This is a genomic window from Derxia lacustris, from assembly GCF_002105195.1.
GTDB classification, from domain to species: domain Bacteria; phylum Pseudomonadota; class Gammaproteobacteria; order Burkholderiales; family Burkholderiaceae_E; genus Derxia; species Derxia lacustris.
Genome location: NZ_MUHU01000010.1, coordinates 1 through 16,088, shown reverse-complemented (window position 1 = coordinate 16,088; position 16,088 = coordinate 1). Strand labels below are relative to the sequence as shown.

The window sequence follows — 16,088 nt, the reverse complement described above, 5'->3', positions numbered from 1 at the left end:
GCCCCGCGCTTTGCGCCGGAATGGCAGCGCTCAAAGATCGAACCTCAACTCCGCCGAATAGCTCCGCTGCGGATACGGATGGAAGTTCCAGTACTTGTCGTTGTTGACGTTGTCGATCCCGATAGCCGCGCTCCACTGCCGGTCGATCCGGTACAGCACCCGCAAATCCACCGTGAAATACGGGCTGACGCCCTGATAGGCATAGCCGTAGACATCGGCGTTGTTGAGCGTGCGGTACTGCCGCCCGCTGTAGCGCGCGCCGACGGTGCCGGTCCAGTTCGCGTCGAAGCGATAGCCGGCCAGCGCCGTCGCGCGCCAGCGCGGAATGTTGGGCTGCCACTTGCCGACCGTGTCGCCGGGCGTGACCACGAAGCCGTCGTTCTCGCGGATCTTCGAATCGGCGAAGGTGAGGCTGGCGTTCAGGTCGAGGCCGTTGGCGAGCCAGTCGCGGCTGTTCAGCGCGGTTTCGATGCCGCGCGTGGCGATGCGGCCGATGTTCTGCACCCGGCTGATGTTCTTGTTGGCGCTGGCGTCGTAGCTGGTCTGTGAATAGAGCGCGTCGCGTGTGGTCTCGGCAAAGAAGGTCAGGCGTGCGAGCGCGGGGCCGAGGTCCTGTTCCAGACTCAGCTCGGTGGTCCAGGAGCGCTCGGGCTTGAGGTTGGGATCGTTGATGTATTGCGAGTTGGTGGTGGATGTGGCGCCGTACAGCTCGCTCACCGTGGGCATGCGCACCGCGCGGCCGACCGAGGCTTTCACCAGCGTGTCGGGCAGCCATTGCCAGCCGAGCGCGCCCTTGGGCGAGAAGTAGTTCTCGCGCCGCGACGGCCGGGTGGCAAAGCTGCTGGCCGAGAAGTCGGTGCGGCCGTCGGTGGCTTCCCAGTGCTCGGCGCGCAGGCCGGGCACGGCGGTCAGGCGGTCGGAAATCTTCCAGCTGTCCTGCGCATAGACGCTTTGCAGCCTGGTGTCGCCGCGCACGGCGCTGGCCAGCGTGCCGGGGCCGTCGCTGAGCCAGTTGCCGGCGATGTTGCTGGTGCGGTAGCGCAGCGCGTAGCTGTCCTGCTGCACGCCAAAGTCGATGGCGTGGGCGCCGTCGGCGGCCGGCGGGCGCCAGGTGCCGCGCGCGGCGAGCGTGTTCCAGCCGGTGCCGCTGCCGTCGGCCAGGGTGCCGGCGCCGCCGTTGAGCGCTACCGGTTGCGGATTGGCGGCGGCGTTCTGGCGCTTGTCGTCGCGCTGGTAGTCGTAAAGGCTGGCGGCCAGTTCCCAGTCGAATTCGCCGCGCGTGTGGGTCTTGAGCGAGACGCCGTGCATCACATGCAACAGGCTTTCGCGGGTGGCGGCAAAGTCGCCGCCGCCGAGCGCCTGGCTGCCGGTGTAGGCCAGGCCGTTGATGTTGATGGCGCCGCTGTAGATCGGCTTGCCGCTCGCGTCGCGCAGGTACGAGACCGAATTGCCGTCCGACTCGTTGCGCCACACGCCCAGCACATAGCTGGCGCGCAGCGCGGGCGTGAGGTCGTAGGCGAGCTTGATCTTGAGGTGGTCTTGCCGGGTGTCGTACTGGGTGCCGGCGCCGAGCAAGTACCACTGCTGGCGCGCGTTGTTGGCGCCGGCCACCGCGCCGGTCACCGCGGTGCCGCTGCTGCCGGCCGTGCCGGCGCTGGCGAGCCGGCTGGCAAAAGTGAGCGGCTGGCCGGTGCTGTCGGTGTGGTTGACGTTGATCCACCACGCAAAGGCGCCATCGCGGCTGCCGACCGAGGCGCTGGTCTGCCAGGCGCGGTAGGTGGAATGGCTGTTGTAGAGGTCGAAGGGCTGGACCACATAGCCGACCTTGGCATGGGCCTCGAATTTCGTCGGCATGCGGGTGACGTAATCGACCACGGCGCCGGCCGAGTTGCCCGGGTAGGCGGCCGAGAACGGGCCGTACATCACGTCGACACGCTCGATTTCCTCCGGCGTCACCAGCCCCCAGCGCGGCGGAAAGGACAGCCCGCCCACGCCATTGCCGAGGTAGTTGGACAGCAGGATTCCGTCGGCATACACGGCCGAGCGCGCGCTGTTGCCGGTGCCGGACGCCCGGCTGGAAAGAATCGCGTGGTTGTAGTCGCCGATGTAGCGCTTGCGCACCAGCAGGCTCGGGAAGTACTTGAGCGCGTCTTCGCTGTCGGTGGCGTTGATGCCGCGTTCGATCTCGTCGCGGGTGATGCCTTCGGTGGTGGTCGGGATGTGGGTCGGCAGCGAGCTGGGCTGCGCCGAGGTGATGGTGACGATGCCGAGCGATTTGACGGGCGTGCTGTCGTCGGCGGCGGCGGCCAGCGGATAGGCGAGCGCGAGCGCCGCCATCAGGCGGGTGGTCTTGAACATGGTGTGCGGTCTGCGGGGGCACGGGCGCGGGCGTCGGCAGTGCTGCGGACGGCGACGGGCCTGTGACGGAACGGCGGGCGGCAGGGCGCCGCCAGGGTCAGCGCGGTGCGCTGGTCGGCTGCGGGATCAGCCGCGTGCCGGTGGCGCGCGTGGCTGGGCGCTGGCCCAGGCATGCAGGGTGCGCGGCGCGTCGAGGAAGGCGGCGGGGGCTTCGTCGCTGGCGAGCGGCAGCGGCAACGCGACGGGCTGGGCCGGCAGCGGTGCGGCATCCGCATGCAGCGAGCAGAACGGGCAATGCTCGAAGGCATGCGCGCCGTGATGCGACGCCGGCTGCTTGCGCTCGATGGCGAACGGCCGCCACTTGTCGCCGTCCACCGAGCAGACCCGCACCAGTTGCGGCGCGGCATCGCGGGCGGCGAGCGCCTGCGAAATCGTCGGCGCGAGCGCCGCCATCAGCACGGCCAGCAGGGCGAGCCAGCTGGCAAGTCGGCGGAGGGCGGCGGGAAATTTCATGGGCGCGGATTCTAGATGCGCTTGGCTGCGGTCTGGCGGTCAATCCAGCGGGGCTGTGGTTTCCCAGGCAATCAGGCCGGCGTTGGCCGCCAGCCGCGCCATCGCCACGTCCGAATCCACCTCCAGCTTCTGGCGCGCCGCGCTGAGGCGGTTGGAGACCGTCTTGGGGCTGAGCTTGAGTTCGTCGGCAATCCGCTCGACCGTCATGCCGGTGAGCAGCAGCCGGCAGACCTCGAACTCGCGCGGCGACAGCATCTCGAACTGCCGCCCGCCGGGGCTGTAGGGCTCCAGCGCCAGCGTCTCGGCGACCGTCGAGCCGAGATGGCGCCGGCCGCGCGCCACGGCCGAGATTGCCGTCATCAGCGCTTCGGGCGGGCTGTCCTTGGTGAGCACGCCGAGCGCGCCGGCCTGGAGCGCCTGTCGCACGATCGCCGGCTGCGAGCACATCGAGAACACCAGGATGCGGGCATCGGCATCGAGGGCAACGATGCGACGCACCGCCTCGATGCCGCTGGCGCCGACCATCATCACGTCCATCACCGTCACGGTCGGGCGCAGTTCGCGGTAGCGCAGATAAGCCTCGTCGGCATTGGCCGCCTCGCCCACCACCTCATAGCCGCCCTGGTATTGCAACAGCAGCCGATAGCCGCTGCGCACGACCGCGTGATCGTCCACCAGCAGTACCCGTACCGGGCCGTCGTCCTTCATGTCGTCTCCTTGCAGATGGGCAGATGCGCGTGGACTTCCCAGCCGCCGTCGGCACCGGGGCCGGCGTCGATGCGGCCGCCGAGGGCCAGGGCGCGTTCGCGCAGACCGAGCACGCCGTAACCGCTGGCCGGGAAGGTCTGGCCATAGCTGTTGCCGTCGTTCCAGACCCGCAGGTCGATGGCGCTGCCGGCGGCATCGACGGCAATCCGCACCGCGATCCGGCCGCAGTCGGAATGCTTGAAGGCGTTGGTCACCGACTCCTGGACGATCCGGTAGACGCTGGTTTCGAGCGCCGCCGCCAGGGCCAGCTGCGGCAATCCGAAGTCGAGGTCGATGCGCAGCTCGCGCGGCGCGGCCAGGCGGCGCTGGCGCAGCAGCTCGCCGAGCGCGCCTTCCAGCCCCAGGCTCTGGAGCTCGGGCGGATGCAGGGCTTCGAGCAGATCGCGGGTACGGCGCAGCAGGCGGTCGAGATGATCGGCCAGCACTTCGGCGCTGACGCGGGTGCCGGCATGTGCCGGATCGTCGGCGCAGCAGCGCGAAATGATGACGACATGCGGCCGCATCGCCACCAGCCACGGCGACAGCTCGTCATGCAGGTCGCGCGCGATGCTGCGGCGCGTGGTCTCTTCCATCGCGATCAGCTTGTCGAGCAGGCACTGGCGCAGATGCACCGACTCCTGCAAGGCGCCGGCGGTGCGGTTGAAGCAGTTGGCCAGGTCTTCGAGCTCGCCGAACTCGCGCGCCACCAGCCGGGTGCCGAGCTGGCCCTGCTCGATCGCGCCGAGCGCGCCGGCCACCCGCGCCAGTGGCCGCATCGCACGGCTGACGGCCCAGTACACCAGCGCGCCCAGCACCAGCGTGATGAGTCCGAGCAGGCGCATCTCGCGCAGGTAGTCGCGCGAGTTTTCGAGCAGCTCGTCGCCCGGATCGGCCAGCACGGTGAAGCTGCCGAGCGGCGTGCTGCCGGCCAGCACCGGCTTGTGCCGCTCGGAGGGCCAGTCGTCGCTGCTGAAGGCCAGGCGCGCCAGCAGTCCGTCGGGGCGCGGGTGGGCCGCGCGCGAGCTGAGCGTCACGCTGCCGTCGAGGCTGCGGAACTCGACCCGCACATGGCGCAGCTCGGCCAGCCCGTCCATGAGGCTGCGGGTGGCGCCCAGGGCCGCCTCGCGGTTGGCGGCGTCGAGTCGCGCGGGCAGCAGGTCGTAGACCGTATCGGTCGCAGCCCTCACCTCGTCGAGCGTGTCGTGGGTTGCGGCCAGCAGCCGCGCCACGCTGGTCGCCAGCATCAGCGCCAGCATCGCGCCCACCACCATCAGCGTGAGCTTGAGCTTGAGCGTGAGCTGGGCGCCGCCCGCCGGCTGCCGCGCCGGCTGGAACAGGCTGTTGCTACCGAGGACTTCCTGCGATGTGCCCATGACAGTTTGCGTACTCCTGGTGAGGGAAGACTTCCCCGGCCCGGACGGGGCGGAGTCCCCGATTTCCGCACTGCACTCTCCCTAGCATCTGACCCGCGCCGCACCGGTTTCCCGACCGGTGCGACGGGCCAAACGATCCCGGTCCACCGGGACGACCAAGCAAGCAAAGAGGAGTGAGACCGTGAGACATGACCCGAAGCCTTTGGGCCTGCGCCGCCTTGCCTGTGCAAGCGCTATCGCCGCCCTTTCCGCGATGACCGCAGCCCCCGCCAGCGCCGATGCGGATCTGCTGCGCCTGAGCAAGGACGACCGACAGTGGGTAATGCAGGGCAAGGACTATGCCCATAGCCATTACAGCGGCCTCAAGCAGATCAACCGCAGCAACGTGAAGAACCTGCATGCCGCCTGGAGCATGTCGACCGGCGTGCTGCAAGGCCACGAGGGCGGCCCGCTCATCGTCAACGGGATCATGTATGTGCACACGCCCTTCCCCAACATCACCTATGCGGTCGATCTCGACCGGCCCGACAAGATCCTGTGGGAGCACAAGCCCAAGCAGGAGGCTTCGGTGCGCGCGGTGGCCTGCTGCGACGTGGTGAACCGCGGCCTCGCCTATGGCGACGGCAAGATCTTCAAGACCCAGCTCGACGGCCACATCGTTGCGCTCGATGCCAAGACCGGCAAAGAGGTCTGGAAGATGGAAAACAGCGACCCGAAGGTCGGCTCCACCCTCACCGCCGCGCCGATGGTGGTCGAAGACCTGGTGCTGGTCGGCTCGTCGGGCGCCGAACTGGGCGTGCGCGGCTACGTGACCGCCTACCGCATGAAGGACGGCAAGCAGATGTGGCGCGCCTATGCCACCGGCCCCGACGAGGACCTGCTGCTGGCCGACGACTTCAACCTGGCCAATCCGCAATACGGCGGCAAGGGCCTGGGCACCTCCACCTGGGAAGGCGAAGCCTGGAAGATCGGCGGCGGCACCAACTGGGGCTGGTATGCCTATGACCCGGACCTCAAGCTCTTCTATTACGGCTCGGGCAATCCGGCGCCGTGGAACGAGACCATGCGCCCGGGCGACAACAAATGGACCATGTCCATCTGGGGCCGCGACGTGACCTCGGGCAAGGCCAGGTTCGCGTTCCAGAAGACGCCGCACGACGAATGGGACTACGCCGGCGTGAACTGGATCGGCCTGTCGGAACAGGTGGTGGACGGCAAGAAGCAGAAGCTGCTCACCCACCCCGACCGCAACGGCATCGTCTACACGCTCAACCGCGAGAACGGGAATCTGGTGCGTGCCGACAAGATCGATCCGTCGGTGAACGTGTTCAAGGGCTACGACATGAAGCAGGGCGTGCCCATCCGCGATCCCGAGTACGCCACCCGCATGGACCATCAGGCCAAGGGCATCTGCCCGTCGGCGATGGGCTATCACAACCAGGGTCACGACTCCTACGACCCCAAGCGCGAGCTGTTCATGTTCGGCACGAACATGATCTGCATGGACTGGGAGCCGTTCATGCTGCCCTACCGCGCCGGCCAGTTCTTCGTGGGCGCCACGCTCAACATGTACCCCACGCCGAACAACAACGGGAACATGGGCCAGGTGAAGGCCTACGACGTGAAGACGTCGAAGTTCAAGTGGGTCAAGGACGAGAAGTTCGCCGTCTGGGGCGGCACCACCGCCACCGCCGGCGACCTGGTCTTCCACGGCACGCTCGACGGCTACATCAAGGCGCGCGATGCCGACACCGGCGAGGTGCTCTGGCAATTCAAGCTGCCCTCGGGCGTGATCGGCCATCCGGTCACCTACGAGCACAAGGGCAAGCAGTACGTCGCCATCTACTACGGCGTGGGCGGCTGGCCCGGCGTGGGTCTGGTGTTCGACCTGACCGATCCGACCGCCGGTCTCGGCGCCGTCGGTGCGTTCAAGGAACTCCAGCAGTTCACCAAGATGGGCGGCGGCGTGATGGTGTTCTCGCTCTGATCCAACCCGGCCGACGCAGCCAGCCGGCCTGGGCTGGCACGGCTGGCGTCGGCGTTCATGGAGAACTCCGATGAAGGCATTGCTGTGGACGCTGCTGTTGTGCGGCGGGACGGCGCTCGCGCAGGGGCGGGATGAATCGACCCTGAGGCTGTGCGCCGCCAACGACGACCTGCCCTATGCCAACGCTCGCGGCGAGGGTTTCGAGGACCGGATCGCGACGCTGATCGCCAGGGACCTGGGCAAGCGGCTGGAGCGGGTCGGTTTCAGCGATCCGCGCTACGTGGTGCGCGACCTGCTCGACAAGGGTGAGTGCGACATGCTCACCGGCGTCGATGCCGGCGATCCGCGCCTGGCCACGACCGCCAGCTACTACCGCTCCGACTACGTGTTCATCACCCGCGCCGACAACCCGGCCACCGTGAAGAACTGGGACGACGACTACCTGAAGACAGCCCGCATCGGCGTCGTGCCGGGCACGCCGGCCGAGACGATGCTGGTGCAGATCGGGCGCTGGGCCGACATGTTTCCCTACCTGATGGCGCTCGGCGACAACAAGGCGCCGCGCAACCGCTATGTCCGCTACGACACCGCAAAGCTGGTGCGCGATGTCGGTTCGGGCGAGATCGACGTGGCGGTGGCCTGGGCGCCGTCGGTGGCGCGCTTCATCAAGGCGTCGGACGTGCCGCTGCGCGTGGTCGATGTGCCCGACGGCGCGCGCAAGTCGAACGGCGAAGCGGTGCAGTTCAGCTACGACACCGCCGTCGGCGTGCGGCGCGGCGACACCGAACTGCGCGACCGGATCGATGCCGTGCTGCGCGGTCGCCAGACCGAAATCCGCGAGCTGCTGCGCAACGAAGGTCTGCGCATCGCCCCACCTGAACAAGGTGCCCGACTCCAACCGAATGCCAAGGACAAGCAAGGATGAATCGCCCCGCAGCTCAACTCCATCGCCTGGCCATCGCGCTCGCGCTTGTCGCAGGCCTGGGCAGTGGCCTCGCGCAGGCGCAGGACGCGCCGCGCTTCAGCAATGTCGTCGAAGGCAATCCGCTCGACTTTTCGGGACTGCGCGAGACCGAAACCGATGCGGTCCGCAAGTTCAAGGCCAACGGCCGCAATCCCTACAACGCCGACAAGGTCGCCATCGAACACGGCGAGTCGCTGTTCTCGACCGCCTGCTCGGGCTGCCACGGCCACAACGCCGAGGGCAAGCTCGGGCCGGGTCTGGCCGACGACTACTGGACCTACAACGCCAACAAGAACGACGTGGGCCTGTTCTCCAGCATCTTCGGCGGCCTGCAAGGCCAGATGGGGCCGCAGCGCGGCCGCCTGACGCAAGACGAGATCCTTCAGGTGATGGCATGGGTACGTTCCATCTACACCGGGGATCCGAAGAAGGCCGACTGGCTCAAGTAGCCGAGCGGCCCGACCCACCACCCAGAAGAGGAGATCCCCATGAACCGCAACACCCCGCGCCGCATCGCCACGCTGATCGCCGGTGCCGTGCTGGCCGCGGCCGCCCAGCAGGCGGCGGCCTACGACGGCACCAAGTGCAAGGCACCCGGCGACTGCTGGGAGCCGAAGCCCGGCTTCCCCGACAAGATCGCCGCCACCAAGTACGACCCCAAGCACGACCCGAAGGAGGTCGCGCGCCAGTCCAATTCCATCAAGGAAATGGAAGCGCGCAATGCCCGCCGGGTCGAGCAGGCCGCCAAGACCGGCGTCTTCAAGTACGACGTGGACTGAAGCCGCCAACCGAGTCTCTTCCACGGATGTCCCGTGGAATTTTCGGCGCCCGGGCAACCGGGCGTCCTTTTCTGCATGCGGTAGTGAGGGAGACGGGCAGTGACAGTGGATCTCGCAGCCTGGCGGGCGCGCGCCCTGACCTTCGAGCGCGAGCTGGACAAGGTGGTGGTGGGCATGCCCGACAAGCTCAGGCTGATGCTGGTGGCGGTGTTCGCGCGCGGCCATGTGCTGCTGGAGGGCGACGTGGGCGTGGGCAAGACCACGCTGCTCAAGGCGCTGGCGCGCGGCGTGGGCGGCGCCTATGCGCGGGTGGAAGGCAGCGTCGACATGATGCCGTCCGACCTTCTGTACTACAGCCATGTCGGCAGCGACGGCCGGCCCCGGGTCGAGCCGGGCCCGGCGATCGCCCAGGGCGAACGGCTGTCGGTGTTCTTCTTCAACGAGATCAACCGGGCCCGGCCGCAGGTGCATGCGCTGCTGCTGCGGCTGATGGCCGAACGCAGCGTGCAGGCCTTCGACCGCGACTGGCCGCTGCCGCATGTGCAGGTGGTGGCCGACCGCAACCGGGTCGAGCGCGAGGAGACCTTCGAGCTGCCGCTGGCGGCGCGCGACCGCTTTCTGTTCGAGCTGTCGATCGAGGTGCCAGAGGACATCGAGCATCTGCGCGCGCTGATGTTCGACACCGGCTTTCACGATGCCGATGCCCGGGTGGCGCGGCTGACGCCGGGCCTGCTCGACCATGCCCAGCTCGGCACGGTGGCGGTCGCCATCCAGGAGGCAATCTGGGCCAGCCCGCGGCTTCAGGCGTATTGCGTGGAACTGTGGCAGGCCACGCGGGCACCGGCGCGCCACGGCGTGCGGCTGGCGGACGTGGACATGGACGAACTGGTGCTGGCCGGCGCCAGCCCGCGCGGCGCCGCGATGCTGGTGCGCGCGGCGCGGGTGCAAGCCTGGCTGGCCGGGCGCGACCATGTGTTGCCCGACGATGTGCGCAGCGTGTTCGCGCCCGCCATCGCGCACCGCATCTGCTTCACGCCAGTCCATGAAATGCAGCGTGGCCAGCTGGCGCGGCCGTTTGCCGAGGCGGTGCTGCAAGCGATTGCAACGCCATGACTGCGCCGCCACCGCTGCTGCTGTATTCGGCCCGCAGGCGCGGCCGCCGACCCTGGGCCGGCGAGCACCGCTCGCTCGCGCTCGGGCCCGAGGGCGAATACGCCCGCTCCGAACCCTTTGTCGGTCAGGGCGATCTGCGCCGCTTCGATCTGCGCGCCGCCGCCCGCGATCCCTGGGAGCGCGACTGGGTGCGGCGCTACCGCCAGCCGGCGCTGCTCGACGTGGTGGTGCTGGCCGACGTGTCGCGTTCGCTCGACTTCGACGGCACGGCGCGGCGGCGCGATGTGCTGCGCGATCTGGCCTGCGCGCTGGCCTGGTCGGCCTGGCGTCGCGGCGATGGCTTTGGCTTTGTCGCCGCCGATGAACGCCCGCGCGCCGAGCTGCATCTGGCCACGGCGCGGCGGGCCGGCCGCCACCTTGAACTGGCGCGCCGGCTCGATGCCTTCCGGCCCGACGGCAGGGGCGCCGCCGGCCTGGTCGAGGCGGCGCGCCAGCTCGGCGCCCGGCCGGCGCTGGTGTTCTGGGTGTCCGACATGCATCTGCCGCCGGCGCTGATCGATGCCGTGCTGCTGGCGCTGGCGGCCCACGAGGTGGTGCCCGTGGTGCTCGCCGATCCGGCCGAATTCACGCCGCCGGCGCGCTGGGGCCTGGCCAGCCTGCGCGACCTGGAAGGCGGCGGCGAGCGGCTGCTGCTGCTGCGTCCGGGCCTCGCGCCGCGCCTCGAAGCCGCCCGCGGCGACTGGCGCCATGCGCTCGGCCGCCGGCTCGCCCGCGCCGGCCGCGCGCCGGTGTGGATCGACGGCGCCTTCGACGCCGCCCGCTTCAACCGGCATTTCCTGGCGGAGGCGGCATGAGTCGGCACTACCGCGCCCTGACGCTGCTGGCGCTGGCCGTCGCCGGCCCGGCCGCTGTGGCCGAGACCGACGCCGAGCCGCCCGCGCAACTGCTGCAAGTCGACTGGCCACGCGGCTTCGGGCACACGGTCGGCGACCTGATCGAGCTGCGCGCCCGGCTGCGGCTGGCGCCTGGCTGGGCGCTCGACCGCGACGGCCTGCCGCCGCTCCAGCCCGACGACCGCTTGCTGGCGCTGCGCGCGGCCGACTGGCAGGCCGACCCTGCCGATTGTGCCGACTGCCACCGGCTGCTGCTGCGCTGGCAGTTGTTCAAGAGCGTGCGGTCGCCGCAGTCGCTCAGCCTGCCGGCCGTCACGCTGCGGCTGCGCAAGGGGCAGCAGATCGCCGCCATCGACCTGCCGGCGCATGCCATCGATGTGGTGCCGCTGGCGGCCTGGCAAACCCGGCGCGACTGGGGCGCGACGATCCGCCCCGGCTTTGTCGCCACGCCGTTCGATGTCGCGAGCGCGCTCTGGCCCGCGCTTGCCTGGGCGCTGGCGGCGCTTGTCTGCGCCGGCGGATGGCTGTTTGCCAGCGGCCGGCGCCGGTTCGGCGAGCGCCCGTTTGCCGATGCCTGGCGCGCGGTCGCGGCACTGGCGCGCAAGCCCGATCCGGCGCTGCTGCCGGCGGCCTTCGCGCACTGGCATCGCGCCTTCGACCGCAGCGCCGGCCGGGCGCTGTCGTCGGGCCAGCTGGCCGGCTGGTTCGCCAGCCATCCCGAGTTCGCCGATCTCCAGACCGAGGTCGCGGCGGTGTTCGCCGCCTCCGACGCCTGCTTCTTTGCACGCGATCCCGCGCCGGCGGCCGGCATCGACACCGGCCGATTGCGCGATCTGCTGGCCCGGTTGCGCGACCGCGAACCGCTCGGCCTCACTCCCCACCGGCCTGCCTGACCCGCCCATGCCTACTTCCTTGCTGACCGATGTGTTCACCGCGCCGGGCTGGCTGCTGCTGGCCCTGCCCGCGCTGGCCATGCTGGGCTGGCACGGTCCGCGCGCCTGGGCTCATGGCCATGTGGCGGTGCTGCCGGCCGATCCGCCGTCGCGCCTGCTCGGGTGGGCGCTGCGGCTGGCGGCAGCGCTGGCGCTGGGCGCCATCGCGCTGGCACTGGCCGGGCCGCGCAGCGCGGCGCCGATGGTCGAGCGCACCGGCCTCGGCGCCCATGTCGTCATCGCCATCGACCGCAGCGCCAGCATGGCCGACGACTTTGCCGGCCACGGCGCGGGCAGCCGCGACAGCGGCGAGGCCAAGGGCGAGGCCGCCGCGCGGCTGATCGACCGGCTGGTCGAAGCGCGCCCCGGCGACCGCTTTGCCGTGACCGGATTCAGCACCGCGCCGCTGCCGGTGCTGGGCCTCGGCGACGACCCGCAAGCGGTGCGCGCCGCCGTGCGCGCCTCGGCCTGGCCCGGCGTCGGTCTGACCAACATTGCCGGCGGGCTGGCGCTGGCGCTGGAGCAGTTCCGCGATCAGCCGATGACCGGCGCACGCGTGGTGCTGCTGGTCTCGGACGGCGCCGCCCACATCGACCCGCGTGCCCAGGCCATGCTGCGGCAACTGTTCGCCGAGACGCGGGCCTCGCTGCACTGGGTGTTTCTGCGCACCGCCGGCGGCCCCGCGCCGACCGTGGCGCCCGGCCCCGACGACCATGCCGAGCCGAGCGCCGAATGGCAGCTCGACCGCTTCTTCCGCGACATCGGCGCGCCCTACCGGCTGTACGAGGCCGACAACCCGGCCGCGCTCGACCGCGCCATCGCCGACATCGCCAGCCTGCACAACCTGCCGCTGCGCACCCGCTGGCAGCCGCCACCGCGCGATCTGGCGCCGGCCGCGCTGACGCTCGCGCTGGCCTGCTGCCTGTTGCTGCTGGCGGCGCGCCTGGCCGAGGTCGTGCCGGGAGCGCGCGAATGACGCCGCGTGCGCGGCTGGCGCTCGCCTTGCGGCGCGGCCTGGGTCGGCTGCTGCTGCTGGCCGCAGTGGCTTGCGCGCTGGCGGCACTGGCCCAGCTCGGGCTGGCGGCGCGGGCTGCCGGCTACAACCAGCGGCTCGCGGCTGGCCGCGCCGATCCCGGCGATCCGGCCATGCTGCATTTCGGCAAGGCCATCGCGCTGGCCCGCCACGGCGATGCCGAAGCGGCGCTGGCCAGCTATGCCGACGCCGAAGTCGCGGCCACCGCCGACCCCGCGCTGCAACTGGCGGTGCGCATGAATGTCGCCAACCTCTATCTGCGCGAGGCGCTCGCCAACGCCAGCGACCCCGACGCCGCGCCGCGCGCCATCACCCTGATCGAGCTGGCCAAGGCCAGCTACCGCCGCGTGCTGCACGACCGGCCCGACGCCTGGGACGCGCGCTACAACCTCGAACTGGCGCAGATGCTGATGCCCGACTACCAGCAGCGCGAATGGCGCCAGTCGGGCAACGAGACCGGCGTGGATGAAAAGCCGGCCGCCCGCTCGGCCTGGACCGACATGGTCGGCACGCCGCGAGGCATGCACTGATGGCCGGCGCACTGGCCCGGGCAGCCCGGCGCGGACCGGTCCGGGTGCTGGCCGCCGCCTGCGTGCTGCTGGCGCTGGCACTGCTCGATCCGCAGCCGCCCATGCCGGTGGCGGTGGGCAGCTATTTCTTCGTGTTCGACATCACCCAGAGCATGAATGTGGAAGACGCGCGCGCCCCCGGCGGCGGCACCGCCAGCCGGCTGGCGCAGGCGCGCGCGGCGGCGCAGGAACTGCTGGCCCGCCTGCCCTGCGGCACCGAAGTGGGCCTGGGCGTGTTCACCGAGCGGCGCAGCCTGGCGCTGCTGACGCCGGTCGAGATCTGCGTCCATCGCACGGCGCTCGACCAGTCCATCGCCACGCTCGACGCACGCATGGCCTGGGCCGCCGACAGCCATCTGTACTACGGCCTGTACTCGGCGCTCGACCTGCTGCGAGACCACCTGCCCGGCAGCGCCCTGGTGCTGTTCACCGATGGCGACCAGTCGCCGCCGCTGCATCCCGACCGCATTCCCGCGCCCGGCGCGCCACCCGGCAGCACGCCCGGGCTGCTGCTGGGCGCGGGCAGCGTGCTGCCGGCGCCGGTGCCCCGGCTGGGCGAGGGCGGCCGCATTGCCGGCTACTGGGGCGTCAACGATGCCGCCGGCTATGCCTCGGCCGGCGGCCCGGTGCTCTCGGTGGCCGACATGGAGGCGCTGGCTGCCGGCACCGATCTGCGCAATGCGCCGCAGCGCGTGGCCGGCGCGGTGCCGGCGCATCTGTCGGCGCGTCGCGATGAAGTGCTGGCCGATCTGGCCCGGCGCACCGGCATTGCCTGGCAGCCGCTCGGCGACGGCGGCGCCAATCTGGCCGCGCTGCAAGCCCTGCCCGGCGCTCGGCGCGTGCAACGGCCGCGCTCGTTTCGAGGGGCGCTGGCGCTGGCTGCCGCCGCCTGTCTTGCCCTGGCGCTGCTGCCCGAGGGCAGCTGGCGTCGCCTTTCACTCCTCATGCAAAGGAAGCGAACATGAAGTCCCCGATCCTGCTGGCCGCCGCGCTGCTGCTGTCTCCGCTGGCCGCGCTGGCCCACGGCCCCACGCCGCAGAAGATCGACGAAGCCATCGAGCTGCCGGCCACGCCCGACGAGCTGTGGAAAACCATCGGCGATTTCGCGGCGCCCGAGCGCTGGAACCCGGCCCTGCGCAGCACCCGCACCGACAAGGGCAGCACCGCCGGCTCGACGCGCCAGATCACGCTCGCCAACGGCTTGCGGCTCGAAGAGCAGCTCGACGAGATCGACGCCGCCGGCCGCACCATGAGCTATCGCTCGGGCGCGACCGTCGACCCCAAGGCGCTGCCGGCCAGCTCCTGGTCGGCCCGGCTGCGCGTGACCGCCCAGGGCAGCGGCAGCCGACTGGAATGGCGGGTGCGCGCCTACCGCGCCGATACCGGCAACGAACCTGCGCCGGGCATGGACGACGCCGCCGTAGTGGCCGGCTTTCAGGCGCTCATCAAGCCGGCGCTCGACCATTTGCGCGCGAGCGGCGGGCGCAGCTGAGGCGGGCGCAGCGCTTGCCGCGCCGCTAACCGCCGCGCGGCCGCGTGGTCTGTTCGTGACGCCGGTCGTCGTCGGCATGCAGATAGATGGCGGTGGTCTCGATCGACGCGTGGCGCAGGTTCTTCTGGATGTGGCGCAGATCGTTGCCGGCATCGGCCTGATGGGTGGCGGCGGTGTGGCGCAGCCAGTGGGTTGACGCGCGCCGCAGCGTGGCGGCGCCGGCCGGGTCGCCCGCATCGAGCTGGTCGGCGATGCGCCGGAAGGCTTCTTTCACGATGAGATAGACCAGCGTCGGCGTCACAGGCTTGCCGGCGCGGCCCGCGATGGGCAGCAACAGCGGCGTGGTTTCGCCGGGCGCGGGCTGCGGCGGCAGGCCGTGGAAGCGGCGGTAGCGCGCGAGGTCGGCCATGAGCTCGTCGCTTACCGGCACGTCGCCGATGGCGCCGCCCTTGCCTTCGACCGTGAGCCACCAGCGCTCGCGGCGGCGGTGCAGATCGTCGCTGCGCGCGGCGGCGGCCTCGGAGGCGCGCAGGCCGGTGCCGACCAGCAGCCGCAACAGCCAGCGCACCCGCTCGCGATGCTGCTCGTCGCGCGGCGTGGCGGCCGGCCAGTCATCGACCTGCGCCAGCACCGTCGCCCACAGCGCCTGATCCAGATAGCGCTCCTGCACCCGCGCCCGCACGCTGCCGCGCGGCGCTGCCGTGCGCCGGCGCAGCGCCAGCGGGTTCGCGGCCAGATAGCCGGCCTGCACCAGCCAGCCAAACAGCCCGCCGACGATGTTCATCGCCTGCCGCCGGCTGGCCTCGGACAGCGGCGCGGCAAACAGCCGCCGCCCGGCCCCGGTCCGTGGCCGGGTCGGATCGGCCCAGTCGCCGTCGGGTGCGGCCAGGAAGGCTTCATAGGCGAGCAGGTCGTCGCGCTGGAGCGCCGCCAGCGGCTTGCCGCGCGCCTGCGTGGCCCAGACCAGCAGCCGCACCGCCTCCTTGCGATAGGCGCGCAGCGTGTGCGGCGAGCCGGCGAACTCGGCCAGCCAGGCGGCGATGGCTTCGGCGTCGGTGTCGGCGGCGATCTGCTTGCCGGCCGGCGGCGCGCGATTGGGCGCGAGCGTGGCGGAAACGAGCAGCGCGGCGGCTTCTGATGGCTTGGGATTCATGGCACGGCGCATTTTGCGCTGAATTTTCGATTATGTTGATTATCGTAAATTTCTTGCTGGATACGATACGTACATAATGATATACATATCAATACACCGTAACGATGCCGCCAGCCGCCCCGCCATGAGCCGATTCAGCGATACCCGCCAGAAAACCCGCGAAACCGCGCTGCGCCTGCTCG

General features: G+C 70.7%; 16 protein-coding genes. 11 read left to right on the top strand and 5 right to left on the bottom strand.

Features of this window, described 5'->3' with window-relative positions; all coding sequences use genetic code 11:
- Positions 1–30: 30 nt before the first annotated feature.
- The 4 genes from B9P64_RS10235 to B9P64_RS10220 form a co-directional block, all read right to left on the bottom strand.
- Positions 31–2,358 (bottom strand): TonB-dependent receptor, encoded by a 2,328-nt coding sequence (locus B9P64_RS10235; RefSeq protein WP_085316149.1) that lies wholly within the window; start codon positions 2,356–2,358, stop codon positions 31–33.
- A gap of 126 nt (positions 2,359–2,484) precedes the next feature.
- A complete protein-coding gene (locus B9P64_RS10230; RefSeq protein WP_085316148.1) occupies positions 2,485–2,871 on the bottom strand; it encodes a DUF2946 domain-containing protein in 387 nt (128 codons plus the stop codon).
- A 39-nt stretch (positions 2,872–2,910) separates the two neighbouring features.
- On the bottom strand, positions 2,911–3,579 hold the full coding sequence (locus tag B9P64_RS10225) for a response regulator (protein WP_085316147.1): 669 nt from the start codon (positions 3,577–3,579) through the stop codon (positions 2,911–2,913).
- The gene (locus tag B9P64_RS10220) at positions 3,576–4,991 is read right to left on the bottom strand and encodes a sensor histidine kinase (RefSeq protein WP_085316146.1); all 1,416 of its coding nucleotides are present in this window, start codon (positions 4,989–4,991) and stop codon (positions 3,576–3,578) included. Before B9P64_RS10220 ends, B9P64_RS10225 begins: the two co-directional genes overlap by 4 nt.
- Positions 4,992–5,244: 253 nt before the next feature.
- Between B9P64_RS10220 and B9P64_RS10215 the strand changes: the two genes are divergently transcribed.
- The 11 genes from B9P64_RS10215 to B9P64_RS10165 all read left to right on the top strand — a co-directional run bounded on the left by B9P64_RS10215 (position 5,245) and on the right by B9P64_RS10165 (position 14,753).
- Positions 5,245–6,978, top strand: coding sequence for a methanol/ethanol family PQQ-dependent dehydrogenase (locus B9P64_RS10215; RefSeq protein ID WP_085316145.1), 1,734 nt, complete (start codon positions 5,245–5,247; stop codon positions 6,976–6,978).
- Positions 6,979–7,048: 70 nt separating this feature from the next.
- On the top strand, positions 7,049–7,903 hold the full coding sequence (gene moxJ, locus B9P64_RS10210; RefSeq protein WP_085316144.1) for a methanol oxidation system protein MoxJ: 855 nt from the start codon (positions 7,049–7,051) through the stop codon (positions 7,901–7,903).
- Positions 7,900–8,391, top strand: coding sequence for a cytochrome c(L), periplasmic (gene moxG, locus B9P64_RS10205; protein ID WP_085316143.1), 492 nt, complete (start codon positions 7,900–7,902; stop codon positions 8,389–8,391). The genes moxJ and moxG overlap by 4 nt, the downstream gene beginning before the upstream one ends.
- A 39-nt stretch (positions 8,392–8,430) precedes the next feature.
- The gene (locus B9P64_RS10200) at positions 8,431–8,721 is read left to right on the top strand and encodes a methanol dehydrogenase (protein WP_085316142.1); all 291 of its coding nucleotides are present in this window, start codon (positions 8,431–8,433) and stop codon (positions 8,719–8,721) included.
- Between the two features lie 99 nt (positions 8,722–8,820).
- Entirely contained in the window at positions 8,821–9,834 is a 1,014-nt protein-coding gene (locus tag B9P64_RS10195) for an AAA family ATPase (protein ID WP_235839955.1), read from the top strand.
- A complete protein-coding gene (locus B9P64_RS10190; RefSeq protein WP_085316141.1) occupies positions 9,831–10,688 on the top strand; it encodes a DUF58 domain-containing protein in 858 nt (285 codons plus the stop codon). Before B9P64_RS10195 ends, B9P64_RS10190 begins: the two co-directional genes overlap by 4 nt.
- Positions 10,685–11,620, top strand: coding sequence for a hypothetical protein (locus B9P64_RS10185; RefSeq protein ID WP_085316140.1), 936 nt, complete (start codon positions 10,685–10,687; stop codon positions 11,618–11,620). The genes B9P64_RS10190 and B9P64_RS10185 overlap by 4 nt, the downstream gene beginning before the upstream one ends.
- 7 nt (positions 11,621–11,627) lie before the next feature.
- Positions 11,628–12,635, top strand: coding sequence for a vWA domain-containing protein (locus tag B9P64_RS10180; RefSeq protein ID WP_085316139.1), 1,008 nt, complete (start codon positions 11,628–11,630; stop codon positions 12,633–12,635).
- Positions 12,632–13,222, top strand: coding sequence for a hypothetical protein (locus tag B9P64_RS10175; protein WP_085316138.1), 591 nt, complete (start codon positions 12,632–12,634; stop codon positions 13,220–13,222). Before B9P64_RS10180 ends, B9P64_RS10175 begins: the two co-directional genes overlap by 4 nt.
- Positions 13,222–14,226 carry a VWA domain-containing protein gene (locus tag B9P64_RS10170; protein WP_085316137.1) on the top strand — a complete coding sequence of 335 codons (1,005 nt, stop codon included), beginning with the start codon at positions 13,222–13,224 and terminating at the stop codon, positions 14,224–14,226. Before B9P64_RS10175 ends, B9P64_RS10170 begins: the two co-directional genes overlap by 1 nt.
- Entirely contained in the window at positions 14,223–14,753 is a 531-nt protein-coding gene (locus tag B9P64_RS10165) for an SRPBCC family protein (RefSeq protein ID WP_085316136.1), read from the top strand. Before B9P64_RS10170 ends, B9P64_RS10165 begins: the two co-directional genes overlap by 4 nt.
- Positions 14,754–14,778: 25 nt before the next feature.
- On the opposite strand, the gene B9P64_RS10160 is transcribed toward B9P64_RS10165, so the two are convergent.
- Positions 14,779–15,906 (bottom strand): tyrosine-type recombinase/integrase, encoded by a 1,128-nt coding sequence (locus B9P64_RS10160; protein WP_085316135.1) that lies wholly within the window; start codon positions 15,904–15,906, stop codon positions 14,779–14,781.
- Positions 15,907–16,088: the final 182 nt, after the last annotated feature.

Excerpts from the sequence above, each read along its gene's own strand:
- B9P64_RS10235 (WP_085316149.1), bottom strand. The coding sequence starts at position 2,358 with ATGTTCAAGACCACCCGCCTGATGGCGGCGCTCGCGCTCGCCTATCCG.
- B9P64_RS10230 (WP_085316148.1), bottom strand. The coding sequence starts at position 2,871 with ATGAAATTTCCCGCCGCCCTCCGCCGACTTGCCAGCTGGCTCGCCCTG.
- B9P64_RS10225 (WP_085316147.1), bottom strand. The coding sequence starts at position 3,579 with ATGAAGGACGACGGCCCGGTACGGGTACTGCTGGTGGACGATCACGCG.
- B9P64_RS10220 (WP_085316146.1), bottom strand. The coding sequence starts at position 4,991 with ATGGGCACATCGCAGGAAGTCCTCGGTAGCAACAGCCTGTTCCAGCCG.
- B9P64_RS10215 (WP_085316145.1), top strand. The coding sequence starts at position 5,245 with ATGACCGCAGCCCCCGCCAGCGCCGATGCGGATCTGCTGCGCCTGAGC.
- moxJ (WP_085316144.1), top strand. The coding sequence starts at position 7,049 with ATGAAGGCATTGCTGTGGACGCTGCTGTTGTGCGGCGGGACGGCGCTC.
- moxG (WP_085316143.1), top strand. The coding sequence starts at position 7,900 with ATGAATCGCCCCGCAGCTCAACTCCATCGCCTGGCCATCGCGCTCGCG.
- B9P64_RS10200 (WP_085316142.1), top strand. The coding sequence starts at position 8,431 with ATGAACCGCAACACCCCGCGCCGCATCGCCACGCTGATCGCCGGTGCC.
- B9P64_RS10190 (WP_085316141.1), top strand. The coding sequence starts at position 9,831 with ATGACTGCGCCGCCACCGCTGCTGCTGTATTCGGCCCGCAGGCGCGGC.
- B9P64_RS10185 (WP_085316140.1), top strand. The coding sequence starts at position 10,685 with ATGAGTCGGCACTACCGCGCCCTGACGCTGCTGGCGCTGGCCGTCGCC.
- B9P64_RS10180 (WP_085316139.1), top strand. The coding sequence starts at position 11,628 with ATGCCTACTTCCTTGCTGACCGATGTGTTCACCGCGCCGGGCTGGCTG.
- B9P64_RS10175 (WP_085316138.1), top strand. The coding sequence starts at position 12,632 with ATGACGCCGCGTGCGCGGCTGGCGCTCGCCTTGCGGCGCGGCCTGGGT.
- B9P64_RS10170 (WP_085316137.1), top strand. The coding sequence starts at position 13,222 with ATGGCCGGCGCACTGGCCCGGGCAGCCCGGCGCGGACCGGTCCGGGTG.
- B9P64_RS10165 (WP_085316136.1), top strand. The coding sequence starts at position 14,223 with ATGAAGTCCCCGATCCTGCTGGCCGCCGCGCTGCTGCTGTCTCCGCTG.
- B9P64_RS10160 (WP_085316135.1), bottom strand. The coding sequence starts at position 15,906 with ATGAATCCCAAGCCATCAGAAGCCGCCGCGCTGCTCGTTTCCGCCACG.